The organism is Burkholderia sp. HMSC10F09 (assembly GCF_001806955.1).
GTDB classification, from domain to species: domain Bacteria; phylum Pseudomonadota; class Gammaproteobacteria; order Burkholderiales; family Burkholderiaceae; genus Burkholderia; species Burkholderia multivorans.
Window position 1 is genome coordinate 46,551 of the sequence record NZ_KV786935.1, and the last position, 3,307, is coordinate 49,857.

3 protein-coding genes are annotated in these 3,307 nt (G+C 67.3%); 1 reads left to right on the forward strand and 2 read right to left on the reverse strand.

Translation table 11 applies throughout. The annotated features are described in order from the left end of the window. The coding region (locus tag HMPREF3115_RS32940; RefSeq protein WP_256276452.1) for an aldehyde dehydrogenase family protein at window positions 1-198 on the forward strand (198 nt) is incomplete at its 5' end. An 86-nt stretch (window positions 199-284) separates the two neighbouring features. Here the strand turns inward: HMPREF3115_RS32940 and HMPREF3115_RS27875 are convergent. Further along, on the reverse strand, window positions 285-1,829 hold the full coding sequence (locus tag HMPREF3115_RS27875; protein ID WP_070556993.1) for a methyl-accepting chemotaxis protein: 1,545 nt from the start codon (window positions 1,827-1,829) through the stop codon (window positions 285-287). Between the two features lie 448 nt (window positions 1,830-2,277). Beyond that, on the reverse strand, window positions 2,278-3,307 hold a 1,030-nt coding region (gene pcaF / locus HMPREF3115_RS27880; protein WP_256276453.1), incomplete at its 5' end, for a 3-oxoadipyl-CoA thiolase.

Consider the following 3,307-nt stretch of genomic DNA (forward strand, 5'->3'; position numbering starts at 1 on the left):
TTCTACAGCCGCGACATCGGCCGCGTGTGGAAGGTCGCCGAAGCGCTCGAATACGGCATGGTCGGCATCAACACCGGGCTGATCTCGAACGAGGTCGCGCCGTTCGGCGGCATCAAGCAGTCGGGCCTCGGCCGCGAAGGCTCGCACTACGGGATCGACGACTACGTCGTGATCAAGTACCTCTGTCTCGCCGTCTGACGGCGCGGCCCGCCCGGCCGGAACCGGGCGGACCCGACGCGGGCCGGTGCCCTCTCCGCCGCGCCCGCGTCACTTTCCTGCCGCGTTCAGCGGAACACGTTCACCGCATCGACCAGCCGCGTCGCCTGCTGCTTGAGGCTCTCCGACGCCGCCGCGCTCTGTTCGACGAGCGCCGCATTCTGCTGCGTAATGTTGTCCAGATGCACGACCGCCTGGTCGACCTGCGCGACGCCGGTACTCTGCTCGGCCGTCGACGAACTGATTTCCGCGATCAGGTCCGACACGCGCTTCACCTGCGAGACGATGTCCTCCATCGTGCGGCCGGCCTCGTCCACGCGTCGCGCGCCCGATTCGACGCGCTCGACGCTCGCGCCGATCAGCGTCTTGATCTCCTTCGCCGCGTTCGCGCTGCGCTGCGCCAGCGCGCGCACCTCGCCGGCGACGACCGCGAACCCGCGCCCCTGATCGCCCGCGCGCGCGGCCTCGACCGCCGCATTCAGCGCAAGGATGTTGGTCTGGAACGCGATGCCGTCGATCACGCCGATGATGTCGGCGATCTTGCGTGAACTCTCGGTGATGTCGCTCATCGTCGCGACGACTTCGGACACCGCCTGCCCGCCGCGTTCGGCCGCATCGCTGGCCGATACCGACAACTGGTTCGCCTGCTGCGCCGTTTCCGCATTGCTCGCCACGGTGGCCGTCATCTGCGCCATCGACGCGGCCGTCTGCTGCACGCTGGTCGCGGCCTGCTCGGTGCGCGCGCTCAGATCGTTGTTGCCCTGCGCGATCTCGTTGCTCGCGCGCTGCACGTTGTGCACCTGTTCGCTGACGTCGTCGACGAGCCAGCGGAACATCAGTCCGAGCTGATTGATCGTGCGCAGCGTCATGCCGATCTCGTCGACGCGGTTCATCCGCACGCCGCGCCGGCTCTCGCCGGTCGCGACGTTCAACGCCTGCTCGCGCAACTGGCGCAGCGGTCGCGCGATCTGCGCGTCGAGCCAGAAGCCTGCCGCGACCGACAGGCCGAGCGTCGCCGCCGCGAACGCGGCCAGCGCACCGCCGGCGAGACCGCACGCCCAGCCGGTCCCGATCACGGCCGGCACGAGCACGCACAGCGTCGCGTTCAGGCGCGCGCGCACCGACATCGTCTGGAACAGCGACGCGATGCCCGCCACGCCCGTGCGGACGATCAGCCCCTTGTGGAAGCGGCGGCGGCCGGCCTTGCCTTCGCGAAAATCGCGATACAGCGCGTCGGCGGCCGCGATCTCGTCGCGCGTCGGTTTCGTGCGCACCGACATGTAGCCTTGCGGCTGGCCGTTGCGCATGACAGGCACCGCGTTCGCGCGCACCCAGTAATGGTCGCCGTTCTTGCGGCGGTTCTTCACGAGCGCGGACCACGGCTCGCCGCCCTTCAGCGTCGCCCACATGTCGGCGAACGCTTCCTTCGGCATGTCTGGATGGCGCACGAGGTTGTGCGGTTGCCCTTCGATTTCCTCGCCGGAAAATCCGCTGACCTGGATAAAAGCGGCATTCGCGTACGTGACGTAGCTGTCCGCGTCGGTGGTCGACATCAGCGTCGCGTCGTCGGGAAAATCAAACTCGCGTTGCGTGACGGGCTGGTTGTTGCGCATGTGCAGGGGCTCCGGTGGACAGGTTTCGCACCCGTCTCTGATAAAAAAGCTTTGGACCGGCGGCCGCCGCCATACGGCAAGCCATCGATCCCACCCCTGCTCTTTTCGGCAGCTTGCCCAAAAACATTACCCGTTCGAGGAAAAACACCGAGGTTTATCCGCGGAGTCTGATATTCATCAAACAATCCGTTCACGGATAAAACAAAACCCTTGCCGGACAAGGCTTCTGGCTCGATTATTTCCAGCGCGACCGGTTACATCGCCATTAATCACGGAAAATCGCGTCGATCGCGCTGCGAATACGTCTCTTTGCGGAATTCGCCATTCATGCGGGACAAGCGCGCGGAATGATGCATGCCGCCCACACGCGCAAAAAACCGCCCGGTTCCGCGCATCGCGCGCGCCAACCGGGCGGTTTCAGACGCGGCCTACGGCCGCGCGAGTTGCGTCACACGCGTTCGATCGCGATCGCAATGCCCTGACCGACGCCGATGCACATCGTGCAGAGCGCGAAGCGGCCGTTCGTGCGATGCAGCTGATACATCGCCGTCGTCACGAGCCGCGCGCCCGACGCGCCGAGCGGATGGCCGAGTGCGATCGCGCCGCCGTTCGGGTTCACGCGCGGATCGTCGTCGGCGACGCCGAGCATGCGCAGCACCGCGAGGCCCTGCGACGCGAACGCTTCGTTCAGTTCGATCACGTCGAACTGATCGATCGTCATGCCGAGGCGCGCGAGCAGCTTCTGCGTCGCCGGTGCCGGCCCGATGCCCATCACGCGCGGCGCGACGCCCGCCGTCGCGATGCCGAGCACGCGCGCACGCGGCGTGAGCCCGAAGCGCTTCGCGCTCGCTTCGTTGGCGAGCAGCAGCGCGCACGCGCCGTCGTTGACACCCGACGCGTTGCCGGCCGTCACCGTGCCGTCCGGACGCACGACGCCCTTCAGCTTCGCGAGCGCTTCGAGCGAGGTCTCGCGCGGATGCTCGTCGCGCGACACGACGAGCGGATCGCCCTTCTTCTGCGCAATCGTGACCGATACGATTTCTTCGGCGAGCGTGCCGTCCTGCTGCGCGCGCGCAGCCTTCTGCTGGCTGCGCAGCGCGAACAGATCCTGATCGGCGCGGCTCACGTTGTAGTCGACCGCGACGTTCTCGGCCGTCTCCGGCATCGAGTCGACGCCATGCAGCTGCTTCATCAGCGGATTGACGAAACGCCAGCCGATCGTCGTGTCGTAGATGTCGGCCTGACGCGCGAACGCGCTCGCGGCCTTGCCCATCACGAACGGCGCGCGCGTCATGCTTTCGACGCCGCCGGCCACCATCAACGCGGCCTCGCCCGACTTGATCGCGCGCGCGGCAACGCCGACCGCGTCCATCCCGGAACCGCAAAGCCGGTTGATCGTCGAACCGGGCACGCCTTGCGGCAGCCCCGCGAGCAGCAGCGACATGCGCGCGACGTTGCGGTTGTCTTCGCCGGCCTGG

Bases quoted from the DNA above. Each gene is read 5' to 3' on its own strand.
- HMPREF3115_RS27875 (WP_070556993.1), bottom strand. From the start codon at position 1,829: ATGCGCAACAACCAGCCCGTCACGCAACGCGAGTTTGATTTTCCCGAC.